Annotated in this window: 19 protein-coding genes; 10 read left to right on the top strand and 9 right to left on the bottom strand. The window is 46.6% G+C overall.

Annotation, left to right across the window (positions count from 1 at the left end; translation table 11 throughout):
• Positions 1–146, bottom strand: a 146-nt coding sequence (locus tag Q0369_RS05630; protein WP_298097148.1) for a sugar phosphate nucleotidyltransferase, incomplete at its 3' end; no start/stop codon positions are given.
• A gap of 70 nt (positions 147–216) precedes the next feature.
• On the opposite strand from Q0369_RS05630, the gene Q0369_RS05625 reads away from it, so the two are divergent.
• On the top strand, positions 217–825 hold the full coding sequence (locus Q0369_RS05625; protein WP_298097146.1) for a YigZ family protein: 609 nt from the start codon (positions 217–219) through the stop codon (positions 823–825).
• A 229-nt stretch (positions 826–1,054) separates the two neighbouring features.
• Here Q0369_RS05625 and Q0369_RS05620 read toward each other — a convergent pair whose 3' ends face one another.
• Positions 1,055–2,263 carry an MFS transporter gene (locus tag Q0369_RS05620; protein ID WP_298097143.1) on the bottom strand — a complete coding sequence of 403 codons (1,209 nt, stop codon included), beginning with the start codon at positions 2,261–2,263 and terminating at the stop codon, positions 1,055–1,057.
• A 162-nt stretch (positions 2,264–2,425) separates the two neighbouring features.
• Between Q0369_RS05620 and Q0369_RS05615 the strand changes: the two genes are divergently transcribed.
• From Q0369_RS05615 to Q0369_RS05605, 3 genes are read left to right on the top strand one after another with little or no spacing between them, the layout of a single operon-like run.
• Positions 2,426–2,797, top strand: a complete 372-nt coding sequence (locus Q0369_RS05615) for an HIT family protein (RefSeq protein ID WP_005870777.1) — start codon at positions 2,426–2,428, stop codon at positions 2,795–2,797.
• A complete protein-coding gene (locus Q0369_RS05610; RefSeq protein WP_297961725.1) occupies positions 2,794–3,612 on the top strand; it encodes a cache domain-containing protein in 819 nt (272 codons plus the stop codon). Before Q0369_RS05615 ends, Q0369_RS05610 begins: the two co-directional genes overlap by 4 nt.
• 35 nt (positions 3,613–3,647) lie before the next feature.
• A complete protein-coding gene (locus tag Q0369_RS05605) occupies positions 3,648–4,514 on the top strand; it encodes a hypothetical protein (protein ID WP_298097140.1) in 867 nt (288 codons plus the stop codon).
• 94 nt (positions 4,515–4,608) lie between these two features.
• Here Q0369_RS05605 and Q0369_RS05600 read toward each other — a convergent pair whose 3' ends face one another.
• The 6 genes from Q0369_RS05600 to Q0369_RS05575 all read right to left on the bottom strand — a co-directional run bounded on the left by Q0369_RS05600 (position 4,609) and on the right by Q0369_RS05575 (position 11,523).
• Entirely contained in the window at positions 4,609–5,727 is a 1,119-nt protein-coding gene (locus tag Q0369_RS05600; protein ID WP_298097137.1) for an ATP-binding protein, read from the bottom strand.
• The gene (locus Q0369_RS05595) at positions 5,720–6,373 is read right to left on the bottom strand and encodes a response regulator transcription factor (protein ID WP_298097134.1); all 654 of its coding nucleotides are present in this window, start codon (positions 6,371–6,373) and stop codon (positions 5,720–5,722) included. Before Q0369_RS05595 ends, Q0369_RS05600 begins: the two co-directional genes overlap by 8 nt.
• Before the next feature lie 26 nt (positions 6,374–6,399).
• Entirely contained in the window at positions 6,400–7,371 is a 972-nt protein-coding gene (nrfD, locus tag Q0369_RS05590) for an NrfD/PsrC family molybdoenzyme membrane anchor subunit (protein WP_298052564.1), read from the bottom strand.
• Positions 7,364–7,930, bottom strand: a complete 567-nt coding sequence (locus Q0369_RS05585; RefSeq protein WP_177387548.1) for a 4Fe-4S dicluster domain-containing protein — start codon at positions 7,928–7,930, stop codon at positions 7,364–7,366. The genes nrfD and Q0369_RS05585 overlap by 8 nt, the downstream gene beginning before the upstream one ends.
• A 10-nt stretch (positions 7,931–7,940) precedes the next feature.
• Positions 7,941–10,205, bottom strand: a complete 2,265-nt coding sequence (gene phsA, locus Q0369_RS05580; protein ID WP_298097131.1) for a thiosulfate reductase PhsA — start codon at positions 10,203–10,205, stop codon at positions 7,941–7,943.
• Between the two features lie 85 nt (positions 10,206–10,290).
• Entirely contained in the window at positions 10,291–11,523 is a 1,233-nt protein-coding gene (locus Q0369_RS05575; protein ID WP_298097126.1) for an MFS transporter, read from the bottom strand.
• A gap of 156 nt (positions 11,524–11,679) precedes the next feature.
• On the opposite strand from Q0369_RS05575, the gene Q0369_RS05570 reads away from it, so the two are divergent.
• Complete coding sequence (locus Q0369_RS05570) at positions 11,680–12,246, top strand: PAS domain-containing protein (RefSeq protein ID WP_005870765.1); 567 nt, start codon at positions 11,680–11,682, stop codon at positions 12,244–12,246.
• 169 nt (positions 12,247–12,415) lie between these two features.
• On the opposite strand, the gene recO is transcribed toward Q0369_RS05570, so the two are convergent.
• On the bottom strand, positions 12,416–13,030 hold the full coding sequence (gene recO, locus Q0369_RS05565; RefSeq protein WP_298097123.1) for a recombination protein RecO: 615 nt from the start codon (positions 13,028–13,030) through the stop codon (positions 12,416–12,418).
• A 93-nt stretch (positions 13,031–13,123) separates the two neighbouring features.
• On the opposite strand from recO, the gene accD reads away from it, so the two are divergent.
• The 5 genes from accD to Q0369_RS05540 form a co-directional block, all read left to right on the top strand.
• On the top strand, positions 13,124–14,023 hold the full coding sequence (accD, locus tag Q0369_RS05560) for an acetyl-CoA carboxylase, carboxyltransferase subunit beta (protein WP_297963856.1): 900 nt from the start codon (positions 13,124–13,126) through the stop codon (positions 14,021–14,023).
• Entirely contained in the window at positions 14,023–14,475 is a 453-nt protein-coding gene (locus tag Q0369_RS05555) for a 23S rRNA (pseudouridine(1915)-N(3))-methyltransferase RlmH (protein WP_298097120.1), read from the top strand. Before accD ends, Q0369_RS05555 begins: the two co-directional genes overlap by 1 nt.
• Positions 14,476–14,484: 9 nt before the next feature.
• Positions 14,485–14,841 carry an RNA polymerase-binding protein DksA gene (gene dksA, locus Q0369_RS05550; protein WP_005872423.1) on the top strand — a complete coding sequence of 119 codons (357 nt, stop codon included), beginning with the start codon at positions 14,485–14,487 and terminating at the stop codon, positions 14,839–14,841.
• Between the two features lie 2 nt (positions 14,842–14,843).
• The gene (locus Q0369_RS05545) at positions 14,844–15,845 is read left to right on the top strand and encodes a LapA family protein (protein WP_298097117.1); all 1,002 of its coding nucleotides are present in this window, start codon (positions 14,844–14,846) and stop codon (positions 15,843–15,845) included.
• 539 nt (positions 15,846–16,384) lie between these two features.
• A partial coding sequence (locus Q0369_RS05540) for a tRNA-dihydrouridine synthase family protein (protein WP_298097114.1) occupies positions 16,385–17,146 on the top strand: 762 nt, incomplete at its 3' end.

Here is a 17,146-nt window from a genome sequence, read left to right as displayed (position 1 = left end):
TCCATGCCCGCCTCCAGCGCCTCGTCCACGCCGTAGTGAATGAGCGGCTTGGTAAGGATCGGAAGCATCTCTTTTGGTAGCGATTTAGTCGCGGGCAAGAAGCGCGTGCCGTAGCCCGCCGCGGGAAATAAACAAGTCTGGATCATGAAGCTCCTTTGATCTTTTTTTGAACTTTTATTATAATGCAAAAAAGATAAAATTCCGCAAAGGAAAGCCTTGAAAACGATTGAAAAAGAGATCAGCGCCGCACAGGAGATTAAAAAATCAAGCTTCATCGCCTATCTAGCGCCGCTAGCGAGCTTTGAGGCGCTGCGTGCACGGCTGCGGCAGCAGCATCCTAAAGCGCGCCATATCGTCTGGGCGTATCGCGCTCTCGGTGAGTTTGAGCAGATCGTAGAAAACTCAAGCGACGACGGCGAGCCCAAATCGACCGCGGGTGCGCCGTGTCTAAACGCGCTTCGCGGCGCCGAGCTAATTAATGCCGCCGTGCTCGTGGTGCGCTACTTCGGAGGCATCAAGCTAGGCACCGGCGGGCTGGTGCGGGCATACGCTAGTAGCGTAAATGCCGCGATAGACGCCGCTGCAGATGCCGCAGAGCTAGTGGAATTCGTGCTGCGTAGGAAGTGCATATTTTTCGTGCCGTTTGCGGCGGTGGCTAAATTTGAACATTTTTTAAAAAAATCGGGTTTTGTTTATGAGGCGAGCTTTGGTGCTGCGGGAGCGGAGTTTAGCGCAGAGCTTAGCGCGGAGGAATTTGAAAAATTTATGGGTTTTGCAGACGCTCTCGCGCCAGCTCTTAAAATGCTGCGCGAGCCGAAATTTTAAAATTTCAAAATTCTATAAAATTTAAAATCTCTCCCCGGCTAAATTTGAAAACATAAGCGGATTTTGCATTTTATCGTAGCGGAATTTTAAAGCTAAAGTGAAATTCCATCGTGCGAAACATAAAATCCGATAAATTTTAAAATTTTAAGAATTTCAAAATTTCGTCGTAATTTGGCTTGCAAAATTTCGCGAAAATTCCGTCCGTAAATTTCAAAACCCCATAAAATTTTTAAAATTTCACGTGCTTCATCTTAGATTCACGCACAGGCAGGCTTAGCAGAGCTGCAATAGCCGCTAACGTCATATCCAAATACCACATATAATCATACGCGCCGTATGCCCGCACTGCAAGACCTCCGATATATGCGCCAAAAAATCCGCCGATTTGATGCGAAAGCATCGTAAATCCAAATAGGCTTGCTAAATATCGCGTCCCTAACAGCTTACCGACAGCAGCCGCAGTAGGCGGTACGGTCGCTAGCCAGGTAAATCCTAATCCCACGCTGAAGATATAAAACGTAAGGCTATCTTTGGGCGAGAGCACATAAGCACCAATAAGAGCGATACGTAGGGCATATATGCAAAATAAAATGACTTTACAGCGCACTTTGGAAACACACCAACCTACGAATAAGCTGCCTACGATGTTAGCGATACCAATCAGTGCGAGCGAAAAGGACGCTACCTGCGCGCCATGCCCGCTTAGGGCTACTTCACTAGGCAGATGCGTCACTAAAAACGCTACGTGAAAACCGCACGTAGCAAAGCTTAAATTTATCAAAATATAGCTTTTATCGCGCAGTGCCAAACGCAGAACTTCGCCTAAGCTGCGCTTATCTTCTTTATGCAGGCTGGTTTGTTCGCCAAGTAGAATTTTACAGCCTGCTAAAAGTCTCGCAAGAGGCAGAATTAGTAGACTTAGCCCTGCGAGCGTAAAAAATGCGCCGCCGTATCCCAAAGTAGGCGTTGCGATACAAAACCCAATCATTGGCGCAAATAAAAACTGCCCGAACGAGCCGCCCGCATTTAACACTCCGCTAGCAACCGAGCGGATAGAAAATGGCAGGCGCTTTGCCATTAGGCTCATTAGAATCGGAAAACTACCCGCGCCAAGCCCCAGTGCAAGCCCAAAACCCATCGTTAATACAAGCGCGCTTTCACTACTAAATAACGGCACAAGAGTGCAACTAATCGCCAAAAGCACGCTGCCCCAAAACAGCACGACGTAGGCACCGAGCTTGTCTGCAAGTATCCCGCTAAGCGGTTGCGAAAAGCCCCATACCAGCTGCGTAGTTGCCATCGCAAAGCTTACTTGGGCGATGGATAGGGAATTTGCTTGCATTATAGGTTGCACGAAAAGACCTAATGACATACGAATGCCCATCGTAATCATCAAAATCGCCGCGGCGCATAGGATCATCATCCAAACTGATTTCATATATATTCCTTTTAAAAAATAGAATTATAGCATAAAAATCACGAATATATCGATATTTTATAGATATATTTAATTAATGTATTTTAGTATATTATTTATGTAAGAGGAATTTACCGAGCTTTAATGGGCTTTGCATTAAAATTCCGCTTTCAAGGAGAAGCGATGATTTACGAAGACGAGATGATTTACGTGGAACGCGAGGAGCACGAAGTGCCGTGGGTGAAGGTCTTTACGAAGGCGAAATTTAAAGAGCTTAGCGACTGCGACGAGGCGACGCTGGCGCATCTGTGGCGTGCCGTGCTTCAGTGCGAAAAGAGCCTGCGGGAGTTTTACGCGCCCGATAAGATCAACATCGCAAGCTTCGCAAACTATGTGCCGCGCGTGCATTTTCACGTCCAGGCGCGTTTCAAAAACGACAGCTTTTTCCCGGAGTCCGTCTGGGGCAAAAAGATGCGAAACGGCAAGCTCGATCTGCCGGAATTTAGCGAATTCGCAGAGGTTTTAGCAGCAAATTTAAAGATGGAATTCAGATGATAGGCGCGCGATCCAAAAAATACCTAAGCCTTTTTGCGCTTGCTTGCTGCGTCGCCACCTTTGCGTTTTATCTGCGCTTTAAAAGCGAGGAAAACGAGATAAAAATCAAGCAGCAGTTCGATTTCAGCGCGAGTCTTTTTGAAAAGATCGTCGATGAAGAGAAGCTAAACGCCTTTGCGATCTCGCTTATTTTATCTCAGAACAGCGACGTGGTGCGCTGCTTCGAAAGCGGCAAACACGGCGAGTGCATGGATGTGACGAAAAAATACAAAGATATTTTAAGCGCGGTGCCCTTTTACACGGGCGTGAAGATACATTTTCATACGCAAAACACCAGAAGCCTAGCTAGGAGCTGGAGCGACGAATTTTACAACGATGATCTGAGCTCGTTTCGCCATTCGCTTTTGCAGATCCGCCATAGTCTGCTTCCAAAAGCGCTCGTCGAGATGGGGCGGTGCGGGGTTTTTATGCGCGGAATTTCGCCTGTTTTTAGCGACGGTAAATTTATCGGAAGCGCCGAGATAATGCTCGATTTCGAGCATGTCATTGCGCAGATAAATCGCATGGGAAACGATATTTTTATCCTCGTAGATAAGAGGTTTGAAACCGACTGCTTCTACGATAAAATAGGCGTTATCAAGGACTTTATCGTCGTAAATAGCGCGCCGGATTACGACGTTTTGTCGATTTTGGCGACGCTTGATTTTGGGGCGCAGAGCTTTATCAAAAAGGACGGGCATTATTTTTACGTGCGGGCATTTTCGGACGAAAACGGCACGAAGCTGGGCTATATAATTTTGCACCGCGAAGGCTAGCGGCGAGATTTAAATTTAGGCGTTTTGCAGCTTGTTTGTTTCGTCGCGGCGGCGGCAGCGCGGCGAGCGAGCGTTTTAAATTTAATCGCAAGATCGCGGAAATTTACGCTGAAATTTTAAATTTTAAAAGGAGCGTCGGTATGAAATTTTATAAATCCGTTAAATTTAAAGCGCTAGCTGGAGTGCTGCTTCTGGCGGCGATACTCTGCGCCGCATTTATCCGTATAATTCCCGACTACTCCACTTCGCGAGGCTTCGTGATAGTTTCTACTTTCGACTACAACAAATACAATCAAGGATACTGCCTAAAAGAGGATAGAATTTTGCCCAAAGAGGAGCTGTATAAAAGAGCAATAGGGCAGTATTTGGATTATGAGTTGAAACTAGAACAAATGATCAATGATTATAGGACCTATGCCTATGGTAGTTCTTGGCGTAGCTCATATGAAATTGCATACTATGAACTAGAGAACATAAATTTATCTAATTGGTTTGAAGTATTAAAAAAGCATCATGATAATAATGAGACGTTTGAGGAAATTTTTATGAATAAACTAAAAGCTAAAAAAACCGACCCAAAGAAATATTTAAAAATAAATTTGAACGATATGAGTGCTGGATTTGATAGACCGATAATTATTCTAGACGGCGCTTATAAAGGACCGAATATTCATATATTGTTAGATAAGTTTGTTTTAATTTATAAAAATTATATACAACGCAATCATTCCGAATACCTATTTGATAGAATGAATTTTTCTGAAAAAATCAAAGAATATTATCAGGAAAGAAACAGGGCGTCGTTTGATATAAAACAGGGTTTTGAGCTGGACAACTGCGGAAATCTAAATTATCCATTAGAAGAATATTATTTAGGCAGTAGAGAGGCTAAAGGCGGCTGAAAAGCCGCGCTAAAACAAAATTTTAAAAAGCCCGATAGCCGCGCGAATTCTACTTCTAAATTTTAAAATTTGCGCCCAAATTTAACGCGCCGTTTTAATCCAAAAGTTTCTGCTTAAACAGCGGGATTTTGTAGCAAAAGGTGCTGCCTTCGCCGAGCTTCGAGCTGACGCTTTTTGCGATGCCGTAGCGCTTACAAATTTTCTCGATTATGTTTAGCCCGAGGCCGAATCCGCCAAGAGCCGCATTTTCGCGCGAGTATCTATCCCAGATCGCGCTCGTATCCTTTATGCCGATGCCGAAGTCCTGCACGCTAAAGACCGCTATGCTCACCCCTTTTTCCAGCGCGATGATGATCTTGCCGCCGGGGCGCGAGTATTTTATGGCGTTGCTTAGCGTGTTGTCGATGAGGCGCATCAGCGAGGTTTCGTCCATAAAAACGCTCACATCGGGCGCTATTCGCGATTGCAAGCTTATGTTTTTGCTTTTTGCGACCAGATAGATGAAATTTATCCTAGCGCTCAAAAACTCGCTCATATCGATGCGGCGGCTTTTGAAGCTCATCTTGCCGCTTTTGATGAAGTATTCTACGTCCTCGTAAGTAATGACCATCTGCTTGAGTGCGGATTTGATACGCGCAGTGTGTTTGTCACGCAACCCAAGCATCTCGGTGTTGATGAGCGCAACGCCCAGAGGGGTCTTTAGCTCGTGCATCGCGTCGTTGAAAAACGCCTTGATGAGGTTGCTTTGCTGCGCGTAGAAATTTTTTATGATTTTGTAGTTAAACAGCGCGATGATGAGCGCTACAAAAATCGTGATAAAGATCGTAGAGATCGCGATAAATTCTATCTTTGCGTAGCTTATCTTTTTTGAGATAACGAAGAAATGCAGCTTGCCCTCATGTAGAAAGTGGCGCTTAAAAAATACCCGTCCGCCGAATTTCAGCGTAATAAATGCAAAATCGGGCGGCTGGACGCTTAGGTTTGATCTTAAAATTTCGCCGTTTGCGTTTAGGATCGCGTAGTCGTAAATTAGCTCGTCTTTTAGATTCAGATCCGCACCGGCTAGGGCTTCGCCGCTTTTTTGTATCAGCTCGGCGACGTCGGCGCTCTCCTCGATTTTGGAATTTAAATAGATGATATAAAGGCTCTCGCTTATAAAGGCGCCGATGATGAAAATCGCGCTAAAAAGCGTAAATTTAAACCCTTTAAGCATTGATTTTATATCCGAGTCCGCGGCTGGAGAGGATGAAGTCGTTGCTCGTTTTGGAGCGGAGGTTGCTGATATGCACGCGCACATCGACGCTGCCCGCTTCGCCGTCCCATACGTCGGCGATGAGTTCATCGACGCTAACGAATCTTTTGATATTGGCGAGCAGAAATTCTATGATTTTGATCTCTTTGGCGCTTAGCGATATCTCTTCGTCCGCGCGTTTTAAAATTTTTAAATTTGCGAAGTAGTGAAATTTATCCGCGATCTTGACGGCGCCCTTTTCGTCGCCGAAATACTTTCGCATCAGCTCGCTTACTCTAAATTTAAGCTCGGCTAGGTGGAAGGGCTTTTTTAGATATTCGTTGCAGCCTAGCTCGTAGCACTGGCTCAAATCGTCGATGTCGCCGAGCGAGGTCATCATCATTACGGGAGTGCTAAGACCGAGGTTTCGCGCGTATCTAAGCACCTCTTCGCCCGAAACCTCCGGCACCTTGATGTCTAAAATCAGCAAGTGGTATGCATTCGCGGCGATCTTATCGCAGGCTGCGTCGCCGCTTTCGCATTCGTCCACCTCGTAGCCGAGCTCCGTGAGATACTCGCTTACGCTGCTTCTGTATTCAAAATCGTCCTCTAAAAGTAAAATTTTCAAACTCGCTCCCTAAATCGGGAGCGATACTACGCTCCCGTGCAAATTTGCCCCGCATATACGATGTAGTAGCGAAGCAGAATGACGCCGCAAAGCACGACGAAAGAATTTAAAACTATAAACGCAGGCTTGTAGGCGTGGTTTTTCAGCGCCGTAAAGGCGATGATGATCGGAGCGATGAGCCCCGTACCTAAAACGCCGATCCAGAAAATTTTACCGTAAACCTCGTGCGTCAAAGCCTGCTGTGCCGCAAGTGCGCTCGTACCGCCCTCGAAATACATCCCGACAAACAGAATGAACAAAAGCGGAATCTCAAAAAGTATCGCGCGCAGATCAAGCACCAAAAGGTATTTTATGCTATCTTTGTTTAACGAGCCTTTAAAAAACAGAAGTCCAACTAAAATGCTCGCCGCGATGCCGCTGGAAAAGCCCGATAGCAAAAATAAAATCGGCAGCACCGGAGTATTCCAAAGCGGAATTTTCATTACCGCGCTTAACAAAAAGCCCGTATATGCGCCCACGCAAAGAGCAAGGATAAATAAAATTCGCTCGAAGAGTTTGGAAGCTTTGGCAAACGAGCTTAGCAAATTTACGATAGGTCGCAGAAAGGCGAGCAGTTTAAATTTACAAATTTCCTCGCCGAAGACGCACAGCGCAAATACAAAGCTGAGCGGCACGTAGATTAAGAGAGCCGCTACGCCGAGGCTCATTACAGAGCCGAAGTTAAATTTGATCAGCAAAAGATAGAAAGTAAGCGGCTTGCCCAGATCAAAGATCAAAAGCAAAAGCCCCGCGCAGATCGTAAGCGGCGCCGTGATAGCACCTGCTCTAATCATCGCATCCCAGATGGAATTTTGCTCGCTTTCGTGGCGATTCCATTTGACTAAAAGCGCCACCATCGTCGCTCCCGCGCTAAGACCCGCCAAAAATAGATAGATCGCAATCGGCCAAGGCCAGTAAATTTCAGAGTATTGGCTCATATCGCCCCACATATTATTCATAGCGTCCCCCTTTTTTGTTTTTAATATTCGCTAGGCGCGGTTTGGTGTTTAAATACGCTTTCGGATATTCTACGCTCGTTTTGGCTAGCAGTTTGTTTACCCCGGAGCCCGCGTCGTTTACGTCGCCGAAAACTAAAGCGTCGGTCGGACACACGCTTACGCAAGCAGGCTGCAAGCCTTTGCTGGTGCGGTTCGTGTAGCAAAAGGTGCATTTGCCGATGGCGTGCGTGATAGGATCGACAAATCTAGCGTCGTAAGGACAGGCTAGGATGCAGTATTTGCAGCTGACGCAAAGCCTCTCGTCTATGAGCGTTACGCCGTCTTTGGTTTTAAAGCTCGCTCCCGTAGGGCAGACATCCACGCAGGGGCTATCCTCGCACATAACGCAGCTGGCGCGCGAATAATCGAGCTTTAAATTTGGAAAAACGCCGCTTGTTTTGCCGTGCACCTGCAGCCTATAAACGCCACTAGGCACGCCGTTTTCGTTCCTGCACGCAACCGAACAGGCTTGGCAACCTATACATAAATTTTCGTCGTGAATCATTATGAGTTTTTTCATAATCGCTCCCTTAAATTTTAACTATATCGACGCCGACGTTGGTTACCATCGTACTTACCACAGGACCCGCAGCGGGATCGAGAAGGACGCTTTGGTTCGTGCCTATGCCGTTCGTGCGCTTTAGCCCGGGGCTTACGTGCCCAAAGCCGTGGTATAAAAATAGGCAATCGTCTCTGATGCCTTGCGTGACGAAAATTTTAGCCTTTTGCTCGCCGAATTTGTTTTTAAGCCTCACGATATCGCCCGTCTTTAGCCCCTCCGCTTTTGCAGAAGCGGGGCTGATCCAAACCGGCGATTCGCTCATCATATCGTTTAAAATTTTGACATTTTGAGTGTGGCCGTTGGTGTGAAGCGCGGTCTTGCCGGTCATCAAGCAGTATTTGTGCCCGCCGAATACATCCATACCCTCGGTGTTTAAGCAGCCGTATCCCGCGAAAAGCTCCTCCACTTTCGGCGCGAAAAGCTCGATCTTGCCGCTCGGGGTTTTAAATTTCATCTGCGAGCTCATCTCGCCGTTTTCGTCCACGAACTCCGCCGCGGCAGGATATTTATCGATAAATTTAGCCACGAGCTTCGGCTCTCGGTAGTACAGCTTCGGCACCTTGTAGCTTACGTAGCCGTTTTTGATTAAATTTGCGATTAGCTCGGCGTTGCCTTTGGCTTGCTGCATGCGGTATTCGTCGATGTTGTTCCAGGTGTAGTCCTTATCGATCTTCATCACCCTTGCAAGCTCTCTAAAAATTTCATAGCCGCACTTCGTATCGCCCACCGGCTCGACGGCTTTGTTTCGCATTACAAATCCAGGTGCGGTGCCGCCTTTGTTTTGAATCGACTCATCGCGCTCCAAATACGTGGATTCGGGCAAGATCACGTCGGCTAGGCACGCAAAGTCACTCATATACACGTCGATTGCGAGCACGAAGTCTAGCTTTTTGATCGCCTCTACGCTCTTATCCACGCCCGCAACGTTGATGAGGTGGTTAAAGCGCGTGCTGACCCAGCCTTTTACCGGATATGGTTTTTCGCTTAAAATCGTAGGCGCGATCTGCATCAAAACGCCGTGTTTGCGCGGCACGAAGAAATTTTCGCTACCTTCTTCGCCGCAGCCGTCGATACGCGCGGTCTTTGGAATTTTAAAATTTTTATCCGGGTTCGAGATGGTAGGGAATAGATCCTCTTTGCAAAGTGCGTTGAAGGTTTTGGAATCTTTAGAGAAGTAAATTCCGCCCTTTTTCTCGACGTTTCCCATCAGCGCGTTTGCGATTGTGATGGCGCGCGTGCGGATATATTCGGCCTTAGCGGTCGTTGTTTTATGACCCCAGTCGATTACGACTGCGGGAGCCGCGGCGTAAATTTCATTTGCGATGCGCTCTACCTTGTCCGCTTTGATCCCCGTGATGGCCTCCTGCCAAAGCGGCGTCGTATCCTTTACGGACTGCCTTAGCTCCTCTAGCCCTACGGCGTATTGTTCGATAAATTTTTTGTCGTATTTGTTATCGCGCAGCCAGACGTGAATTAGCGCCATTAAAAACGCCGCGTCGGTTCCGGGCTTTATCGGCAGCCACTCGTCTGCTTTGGAGGCTACGGTGCTAAAGCGCGGATCGAGAACCAAAAGCTTTACGTCCTCTCTGCTTGCGGCTTTTGCAAGCTTTTTGGTTTTTGAGATGTCGATTCCCTCAAAAAGATTGTGGCCGAAATTTACGATATATTTTGCGTCGCCGTAGTCTCTTTGCATATTAGCGCCGAAGGTGTGCGGCACGGCGATATTGTAGGTGACCGGACAACAGGACCAGTGCGAATAGATGTTCGGGCTGCCGTAGGCACAGGCGAAATTCATCATCTGAGTGTGGTGCTCGCCCGTTTTAGAGGTAAAAACTACGCTTTGCGGGCCGTATTTTTGCGAAATCTCGTCTAGCCTCTGCGCGCAAATTTTAAGCGCCTCGTCCCAGCTCGCCTCTCTAAATTTACCCTCGCCGCGCTCGCCTACGCGAATGAGCGGCTTAATGAGCCTTTGATCGTCGTAGAGCTGATTGATGCCCGCTCCGCCGCGAGCGCAGACGGAGGTTTTGTTTGCAAACCTGTGGTTGCCTTCGATGAGAGCGCCGCGGCCGTCTTTGACGGTCACCTCGATAGGACAGCGCGAGGAGCACATCTCGCAGACGCTGGCGACTTTCTTTTCCGTTCCGCCTGTAACCGCGCTAGCGTTTAAATTTAGATTTAACGTCGCTAGCGTGCCGATTGCGGCGGTGCTTTTTAAGAAATTTCGTCTATTCATAAAAACTCCTTACCTTTGAATTTTGGCGAAAATTCTAAAATTCCATCGTAAAAATAAGGTTAATTTTGATAATGCAGCTTTTGGCTTAGACTTTATCTCGAAAGATAAAATGCGTCCTGCGCCGTATTTTAAAGCCGTAAAATAGCGCCAGCAGTAGCAAAATGCTAATTGCGCCGCAGATCGCAAGGGCTACGCGAGCGCCCAGTAGCTCGGTAAAAAAGCCCGATATGAGCGCTCCAAATGGCGTACTACCTATTAAAAATAGCGCGTATAAGCTAAGCACGCGTCCGCGAAATTCGTTGCTTACGTGCATCTGCACGGTGGAGTTAATGCTTGAGTTTGTGATTACGAAAAGAAATCCAGTTACGGCAAGCCCTGCCGCAGCCCATGCGAAGGAATTTGCAGCCCCAGTAAGAGCTAAGCTTACCCCCATAGCGATCGCGCACGATCTGATTTTGCGGATGCCAAGTTTATCAAAGACTGCTACGAAAAGCGCGCCGCAAAAGGCTCCCACGCCCAGAGCCGACATCAAATATCCAAAGCTTCGCTCATCCGCATCTAGGCTAAGCTTAACAAGCGCCGAGATTGTTACGTTGTAATTTGGCACCAGCGTCGCTACGATAAGCACTATTATCATTAGCTCGCTTAGAGTTTTTTTGTGCGATACATACGAAATTCCAGCACCGATCGAGGCAAAAACGCCTCCGCTTCTGCTAGATAGCGCAGTAACGGATGGCGGAATTTTTATGAAAAACAGCGAAACAATGATGCCTAAAAAGCTAAGTGCATTGAATAAAAAGCAAAAGCCCACGCCCCACAGCGCCATCACGATCCCCGCAAGTGCGGGTCCTGCAATACGAGCGACGTTGAAGGACATAGAATTTAACGCTATGGCGTTGGCTAGATCGCGGGGCGAGTCGATGAGGTCTTTTACCATCGACTGACGGCTCGGGGCGTCCATGCTGGTAAAGATGCCGCTTGCAAAAGCGCAAAATAAAATTTTGCCGAAAGAATATAGCTCGCAAAAGCTCATAACTGCGAAAATTGAGGCGGTCACCGCCATGCCTATTTGAGCAAGCAGAAGGATCTTTTTGCGATTAAACTTATCGAGCAGCACACCGGAAAACGGCGTGAAAAGTAGCGCGGGCAAGAACCTCGCCGCAGCTACGAGGCTGACCTTAAAAGCGTCTGCGGTGATGCTTAGCACTAGCCACGGTAGCGCGATGCTCTGCATCCAAGAACCGATCAGCGAGAGATTCATCCCGATCCAATAAATTCTAAAATTTGAGTATTTAAGTGATAGGAAGGGATTTTTCAACGCGCCGCCTTTTGAAATTTTGATTTGAGATTATACATTAAATTTTAAGAATTCACTTAAAGATTTAACATTTATAAAAATTTAACGAAAATTTAATATTTCTGAAAAGAAAAATTTTATATACTCTGCAATAAATTTTTAAGCAAAGGATTAAAAATGCAAAGACCGACTCCGATTAATCAGGAAATCAAACTAGATGAGAAGCGTTATATAGTTTCCAAAACCGATCCGAAGGGCATTATCACGTTTGCAAATCCGTATTTTTGTATGATTTGTGGCTATAGTGAGCTTGAGCTTTTGGGGCAGCCGCATAACATCATACGACATCCGGACATGCCGCGCATAGCGTTTAAGCTCATGTGGGATACGATACAGCAGGGCAAGGATTTTACCGCCGTGGTTAAAAATTTAGCCAAAGACGGGCGCTTTTATTGGGTCATTACGGAATTTACTTCTAAAAAAGATCCTGTGACAGGGCAGATCACCGAATACACGGCATTTCGCAAGGCTCCGCCAAGATCTGCGATCGAAACTATAGAGCCTATTTATAGGGCGCTACTGGATGCTGAAAGAAACGGCGGTATGCAGGCCAGCCAAAAGGCGCTCGTGGACTTTTTAAAAAGCAAAGGCGAGACCTACGAGAGCTGGATCGCAAAGGTCTCAGGCAAATCAAATCCGCTCACCGCAATGTTTTTTAAGGCGATGAAAAAGCTTTTTAGCTAGTTCAGTTAAAATTTAATGCAAACCCCGCGCAATGCGATTATTCGGCTTTGCGCGAGAAAAGGCAGATAAAGTACAAAACCGCCTGTTTATGAAATTTTGAAATTCTACGAAATTTTAAATTTAGCGCCCAAGCTTTGAAATTTCACGTCTTTATCAAACGCGCTACAGATCAAAGCCCCTCAAGCGTTATGTCGTAGAGCCTCTCTGCCGTTTCGTCGTTTAAATTTAGCGTCTTTTTGCTTCGTAAAAATTCTAAAATTTCATCCTGCGCAAAGCCCGCTCTTTGCGCGCAATGCTCGTGCGCAGGCAAAAAGCCGCGGCATAGCGCGATATTTTCTAAAATTTCTTCATCGCATAAAAAACAATATGGCTCGTCGTGCAACCGCCCTTCGAATTCTAAAATTTTAACGTAGCTCTCAACGATTATGCGGCGCGGATTTTGTTTGCCGAAGCGCGCAGCGGCCTCTGTGAGCAGCTCGTAGTAAAATTTATCCAGATGTTCAGCGTCTTTTAGGTGCGCGTATAAAAGCCGCATAAACTGCTGCCAAAATAGCAGCTTCTCGCGGCTTGTGAGCCACGCGTATCCCAGATGCATCACGCCACTAAGGCGAGGGAGGAAGTTTTGATTTTGCGAGAGCTCGAAGTCGATCTTATAGCCCTGGATGATGTTTGAATGGCGCGCGCCGTAAAAGCGATATGCACGTACGAGCGCACTTTCGCTCAGCACGTCCACGATGCAGTCCTCGTCCCTAACTTTGGTCGTTTTTAATATAAATCCTTGCATTTTCCTATTTTAGCGAAATTCACATATAAATTTAAATAAAGAATTTTAGGTTATAATCAGAAGTTACATTTCATAGAATTTAAAGGAAATCATATGAATTTCGGAGATTTGTTTTCAAAAATACGCAGAACCCAGCCCGCACCGAGCGAAGCTCCTACGCACTGGATCAAATGCCCGGGATGCGGCGCGCTGATGTATAGCAAGGAGGTTGAGCAAAACCACAGCGTTTGCCCAAAGTGCAACTATCATCTTCGCTTTGACGCGCAGGCTCGCATCGATCTGATCTGCGACGAAGGCTCGTTTGTGGAGTTTGATAAAAATTTGCAGCCCGTCGATCCACTAAAATTCGTCGATAAAAAATCCTACAAAAAGCGCATCTCCGAGAGCAAGGAAAAAACAGGCAGGTTTAGTGCGGTGATCGCGGGCGAGGGCGCTATAAGTCGTCAAAAAATTCAGCTCGTGGTGTTTGATTTTAACTTCATGGGCGGAAGCCTGGGCTCCGTGGAGGGCGAAAAGATCGTGCGCGCCGTAAAGCGCAGCCTCGATAAAAACGAGCCGCTAATCATCGTAAGTGCAAGCGGTGGTGCTAGGATGCAAGAAAGCACCTTTTCGCTAATGCAGATGAGCAAAACCTCCGCCGCGCTTAAAATTTTATCCGAGCATAAAATTCCTTTCATATCCATTCTTACCGATCCTACGATGGGCGGCGTGAGCGCGTCCTTTGCGTGGCTGGGAGATATCATCATCGCAGAGCCCGGCGCTCTTATCGGCTTTGCCGGGCAGCGCGTCATCAAGCAAACCATCGGCGCGGATCTGCCGGAGGGCTTTCAGAGATCGGAATTTCTGCTCGAGCACGGATTAATTGATGCGATCGTGCCTAGAGCCGAGATGAGGCAGTATTTAAGCGATATAATCAACGTGCTGAGCAAAAACGCTGTGCAGATTGACGACACGAGTGACAAATCGCTGCACGAAGAGGGAAGCGAAGAGTAGTGCAGATAACGGTAAATTCCATCCAAAAGGGCGCGGACGAGTTCGCAGGCGCGATAAGCGATTATAAAAAAATGGCGGCTAAATTTGCCGCGGTGCGAGAGCAGACCTTTTTTAATGCTAATATCGCTCGCGCTCAAGCAGCGTCCCGCGAGCTCGCACTTATGGCGTACGATGAAGCTTATCTACCACGCCTTAGCGGATACGTCGTGGCTTTGGATGAGCGCGGGCAGGCGCTAGACAGCGTGGAATTTGCGAGTATGTTAAAGGATAAAAGCGCCGTGTCGTTTTTTATCGGCGGAGCTTACGGGCTTAGTGAAAATTTTAAGGCAAAAGCCGATAAAATAATTAGTCTTAGCAGGCTTACGTTAGCGCACAAAATCGCTAAACTTTTGCTCTTTGAGCAAATTTTTCGCGCTCTGTGCATTAACGCAAACCATCCATATCACAAATAAAGGGAAGTAATGAAGAAAAACGAGTTGAAATTTTACAAGAAAATTTTAGAAGAAAAAAGAGAGCAACTCATCGCCAATATCAATAGCTCTGTAAATGAAATTTCGGAATTGCGCGAAAATAAAGCTGCGGATGATTTTGACGTAGCGAGCATGAATACGGATTTAAGCATCGAATACTCGCTCAATGTTAATCAACAAAAAGCATTTTTAGAGATCGAAAGCGCGCTTAAGCGCATCGAAAACGGCACTTATGGACTTTGCGAGAGCTGCGGCGAGCAGATAAGCTTAGAGCGTCTTAAAGTAAATCCGGAGGCGAGATTGTGCATTTCGTGCAAGGAACAGGCGGAAAAGCAAAATAGGAGTTAGCTATGAAAACCAAGCAATTCTTTTTATATTCGATCGTCTATATCGCAATCGTCGCGATTTTAGTTTTTACGCAGCAAAGCAGTAGCTATACACTGGGGCTTTTCGGTTTTACGCTTACGCTTCCTGTGGCGGTGTGGATCGTACTGCCGTTAATTTTATATATGATTTTGGCGATTTTTCATATCGTTTTTCATAGCTTTGCTTTTTACCGCACAAAAAGGGCGATCACAAAGGACCTAAGCGCGTACGATGCGATGAGTAAAGAGGTTTTGCTGGGTCTTGATACCAATAAAGACTTTAAAACCGAGTATTTTAAAGACCCAAGCGAGCTTACTAAAATTTTATCTCCGTGGTACGATAGCACTGGCATAGATGTCAAAAATGAGGATCTAAAAGAGGTCATAGGTGTTATTGAGAAGGTTAAAAACGGAGAAGTGGCGGATCTGCGAAAATATAAACTTCCTAAAGATAACGGACTATTTTTGCAAAACGAGCTCAACCGCCTCGACGCCGAGCCTGCGTATGCGTATGAAATTTTAAAAACTAAGGGCGTTTATAGCGAAAATATTACTAAAAAAGCCTATGCCGTAGCGCTTGCCAAAGGAAGCTACGATAAGATCAAGGCCTATAAAATTCCTCAAGATATAGCCGAGGTAAATATTTTAGTGGATCGCGCAGTGAATGACGCGAGCTTTGAGATCAGTAGCGAGGAGCTTTTCGATCTCGTAAATAATGAAAAATTTAGCGAGCAGGATTTTATCGGCTTTGCCAAAAAGCTAAAAAATCATCTCGCTCCAGAGCAATACAAAGCCTTTTTCGAGCGGCTCAAAAACGAGAATCAAGAAGCGACCGAGGCATATCTGTACGCGCTATATGAGCTTGGCATGATCGACGAGTTTAGAGAGCAGCTAAGCCTCGCCGACGGCGACGAGTTTGAGAAGTTTAAAATTCTGCTATTTTTGCGCGACAACGGCAAAAACGTCCCTGCGTCGCTGTTATTTTAGCTCGGTAATTTTACGAGTTCGTTTTATGCGGGTAAGAGAGGCTGCCTTTAAGCTCTTTGCGTCTATTAAGCACGGCCTGCGCGATAAATTTTAAAGTGCGGATAAAATTCTAACTCGCGCAAATTTGAAATTTTAAAATTTATCGAAAGAATTAATGCGCGCAAGTGGTAAAATTTAAAAGATTTGCTTGCGTAGTGCGCGTGTAAACGGGTTTTGCATTTATGCTATGAAATTTAGAATTTAAACATAAAGCGCAAGACTTGCTAGCTGAATAAAGTGCTGAAATTTTAAAATCCGTGCGGCGTTTTGCAAGCTACTTGCCGGGTTCGCCGCGCAAATAAAATTTGGTGGCGATCATCCTTGCTGCCGTTTTGCCGCCATGCAAATTAGCTAAGCTTAAAAATAAAATTCGCGCCTAAATGCGAATACGTAGCCTATGAAATTTAAAATTTTAAAGCTCGCGGCAAAACCCGCTGCAAGCGCTGCGGTATTAAATTTAAAGGTTTAAATTCAAACGAAATCAAAATGAGAAATTTAAAATGACGAAAGATTTTTTTAAAAGGGATCCTCTATTTTTGGCGCCTTTGGCGGGCTTTTCGGATCCGCCGCTGCGGGGCGTAGTGAAAAAATTCGGCTGCGACGCGACCGTAAGCGAGATGATAAGCGCAAACGCCCTTGTTTTCGAGGGCGAAAAGACGCTAAAGATGCTCGAAAAAAACGCCGCGGAAACCCCATTTTTCGTGCAGATCGCGGGCAGCGATGCGGAGATCATAAAAAAGGCGGTTTTGCTCATCAATGAATTTGACGGCATCGACGGTATCGATCTAAACTGCGGCTGCCCCGTTCCCAAGGTCGTGAAGCAGGGCGCCGGCTCGGCGCTGCTGCTTGATCTGCCCCGTCTATCGCGCCTGGTTGAGACGATCAAAAAGTATTCGAACAAAAAATTTACAAGCGCGAAGGTGCGGCTGGGCTTTGGCGCCGTGGATATCGAAAATATCGCGCGTGCCGTACAAAGTGCCGGAGCCGATTTTATCGCGATTCACGGACGCACCAGAGCGGGCGGATACAGCGCGGCGGTGGATTACGGCGCGATCGCAAGAGCTAAGCGCGCGCTGCAAATCCCCGTGATCGCAAACGGCGACATAAACTCCGCCAATGCACCCGCGGTGCGAGACCTTAGCGGCGCAGACGCGCTGATGATCGGTCGCGCGGTAATCGGCAGACCGTGGATATTTCGCGAGATCAAAACGGGCGAGCAGGCAAGCGACGCGCTAAAAAGGGAGGTCGTGCTCTATCATTTC

This window comes from uncultured Campylobacter sp., assembly GCF_938030685.1.
GTDB lineage: Bacteria > Campylobacterota > Campylobacteria > Campylobacterales > Campylobacteraceae > Campylobacter_B.
Note: the sequence above shows the minus strand (reverse complement) of the source record. Positions and strands in the feature narration are given on the sequence as shown.

Bases quoted from the DNA above. Each gene is read 5' to 3' on its own strand.
- Q0369_RS05620 (WP_298097143.1), bottom strand. From the start codon at position 2,263: ATGAAATCAGTTTGGATGATGATCCTATGCGCCGCGGCGATTTTGATG.
- Q0369_RS05615 (WP_005870777.1), top strand. From the start codon at position 2,426: ATGATTTACGAAGACGAGATGATTTACGTGGAACGCGAGGAGCACGAA.
- Q0369_RS05610 (WP_297961725.1), top strand. From the start codon at position 2,794: ATGATAGGCGCGCGATCCAAAAAATACCTAAGCCTTTTTGCGCTTGCT.
- Q0369_RS05600 (WP_298097137.1), bottom strand. From the start codon at position 5,727: ATGCTTAAAGGGTTTAAATTTACGCTTTTTAGCGCGATTTTCATCATC.
- nrfD (WP_298052564.1), bottom strand. From the start codon at position 7,371: ATGAATAATATGTGGGGCGATATGAGCCAATACTCTGAAATTTACTGG.
- Q0369_RS05585 (WP_177387548.1), bottom strand. From the start codon at position 7,930: ATGAAAAAACTCATAATGATTCACGACGAAAATTTATGTATAGGTTGC.
- phsA (WP_298097131.1), bottom strand. From the start codon at position 10,205: ATGAATAGACGAAATTTCTTAAAAAGCACCGCCGCAATCGGCACGCTA.
- Q0369_RS05570 (WP_005870765.1), top strand. From the start codon at position 11,680: ATGCAAAGACCGACTCCGATTAATCAGGAAATCAAACTAGATGAGAAG.
- recO (WP_298097123.1), bottom strand. From the start codon at position 13,030: ATGCAAGGATTTATATTAAAAACGACCAAAGTTAGGGACGAGGACTGC.
- accD (WP_297963856.1), top strand. From the start codon at position 13,124: ATGAATTTCGGAGATTTGTTTTCAAAAATACGCAGAACCCAGCCCGCA.
- dksA (WP_005872423.1), top strand. From the start codon at position 14,485: ATGAAGAAAAACGAGTTGAAATTTTACAAGAAAATTTTAGAAGAAAAA.
- Q0369_RS05545 (WP_298097117.1), top strand. From the start codon at position 14,844: ATGAAAACCAAGCAATTCTTTTTATATTCGATCGTCTATATCGCAATC.